General features: G+C 74.3%; 3 protein-coding genes. 1 reads left to right on the forward strand and 2 read right to left on the reverse strand.

Features of this window, described 5'->3' with window-relative positions; translation table 11 throughout:
- A partial coding sequence (locus GPA02_RS18725; protein WP_193567890.1) for a hypothetical protein occupies positions 1-259 on the reverse strand: 259 nt, incomplete at its 3' end.
- A gap of 53 nt (positions 260-312) precedes the next feature.
- The gene (locus tag GPA02_RS18730) at positions 313-771 is read right to left on the reverse strand and encodes an RrF2 family transcriptional regulator (protein ID WP_156201958.1); all 459 of its coding nucleotides are present in this window, start codon (positions 769-771) and stop codon (positions 313-315) included.
- A gap of 132 nt (positions 772-903) precedes the next feature.
- Between GPA02_RS18730 and GPA02_RS18735 the strand changes: the two genes are divergently transcribed.
- Positions 904-1,824, forward strand: coding sequence for a sulfite exporter TauE/SafE family protein (locus GPA02_RS18735; protein ID WP_156201959.1), 921 nt, complete (start codon positions 904-906; stop codon positions 1,822-1,824).
- Positions 1,825-1,863 lie beyond the last annotated feature (39 nt).

A 1,863-nucleotide genomic window follows, 5' to 3' on the forward strand; every position in this document is an offset into this window, starting at 1 on the left:
CTGCTGCTGCGCCGCGCGCGGCCGGGCGGCGGCGCGGTGCCTCGGCAGGGGCGGTCGCCGCGGTCGCGGCCGTCGCGTCGGTGACCGCCGCGGTCGCGGCCGTCGCGTCGGTGACCGCCGCGTCGTCCCGCTTGGCGCGCTTCTTCCACTTCTTGCTCTTGGCCCTCGCCTTCTCGGCCTCGGCCTGGGACGAGCGCAGCTTGCGCTCCAGCTTCTTGATGCGTGCCTTCAGGTCCTTCTTGGACGTCGACCTGGCCATGGCGACCTTCTCTCCCTCGAGGGTGGCCAGGCCATCATGCCTGCGAGGAGCGGTCAGCGGCGGCGGTTCGCGCCAGGTCGGGTCAAGGCGTCCGTGACATGGCTCGGCAGCGTGCCGGCTGCGACGTCGGCGATCGTCGTCTGCTCGAGCACCTCCCGCAGCGCCACCCGGGTGGCGAGCCAGACGTCGCGCAGCGCCGTCGTGGGCTGCGGGTAGCTGACGTCCTCGGGCGGGCGCCCGTGCACGTCGGCCAGCGGCCCCTCGACGGCGCGGATGACGTCGGCCACCGAGATCGTGTCCGCCGCGCGCGCGAGCACGTACCCGCCCATCGCGCCACGGCGGCTCTGCGCCAGCTGCGCGGTGCGGAGGTCGGCGAGGATCTTCACGAGGAACGCCAGCGGGATGCCCTGGCTGCTGGCGATGCTCTCGGCCGCGACCGGGCGGTCGGTGTCACGCGCCGCGAGCGTCACCATCGCCCGGACCGCGTAGTCCACCTTGGCCGTGATCCGCACGTGCCGATTCTGCCGTACCCGCGCGGCCCGGCGTCTCAGCACCTGGGACCCACCGATGCCGATAATTCGGATCCCTGCAGTCCGAATACCGTTCCCTGGACGCCCACCCGACCCGGACCACGGGAGATCCACATGGAACGCCTCATCGTCTTCGCGCTCGTCGGCCTCGCGGCCCAGGTCGTCGACGGCTCGCTCGGCATGGCCTACGGCGTCACCTCGAGCACGCTGCTGCTCGCCGCCGGCATCGCACCCGCCGCCGCCTCGGCCTCGGTGCACCTCGCCGAGATCGGGACCACCGCGGTCTCCGGGTTCTCGCACTGGCGCTTCGGCAACGTCGACTGGGGCGTCGTCGCCCGCATCGCGGCGCCCGGGGCGGTCGGCGCCTTCCTGGGCGCCAACGTGCTCACCAGCCTCTCCACCGAGGCGGCGACGCCGTGGATGGCGCTCATCCTGCTCGTGCTCGGCGTCTACATCGTCACCCGGTTCGTGTTCCGGCGGCCGCCGCGCGTGGTGCCGGGCGTGCGGCCGCGGACGGCGCTGCTCGCCCCGCTCGGCCTGTTCGCCGGGTTCGTCGACGCCACGGGTGGTGGCGGCTGGGGCCCGGTGGCGACGCCGACGCTGCTGTCCAGCGGCAAGCTCGACCCGCGCCGGGTGATCGGTTCGGTCTCGGCCGCGGAGTTCGCCGTCACGGTCGCCGCGAGCATCGGGTTCATCACCGCGCTGGGCACGCAGGGCGTCGAGCCCTCGATCGTGCTGGCGCTGCTCGCGGGTGGTGTCGTCGCGGCGCCGTTCGCGGCCTACCTGGTGCGGCGGCTGTCACTGCCGATCCTCGGGGCTCTCGTCGGCGGCGTCATCCTCGTGACCAACACCCGCACGCTGGTGCGGACCTTCGACGTGGAGCGCGCCTGGGTCTACGTCGTGCTCGGCCTGGTGTGGGCGGCGCTCGTCGTGCTCGCGGTCCGCAAGAGCCGCGCGAACAAGGCAGCGGCCGCGGCGGAGGCCGCAGCCGCGGCCGACGAGCCCGAGGAGGACCCCGCGGTCACGCCCGCCTGAGCCCGTCGCGCCCGGCGTCCCGACCGCCGGGCGGGGCCG

The sequence above is a fragment of the Actinotalea caeni genome, assembly GCF_009733795.1.
GTDB classification, from domain to species: Bacteria; Actinomycetota; Actinomycetes; order Actinomycetales; family Beutenbergiaceae; genus Pseudactinotalea; species Pseudactinotalea caeni.

Excerpts from the sequence above, each read along its gene's own strand:
- GPA02_RS18735 (WP_156201959.1), top strand. The coding sequence starts at position 904 with ATGGAACGCCTCATCGTCTTCGCGCTCGTCGGCCTCGCGGCCCAGGTC.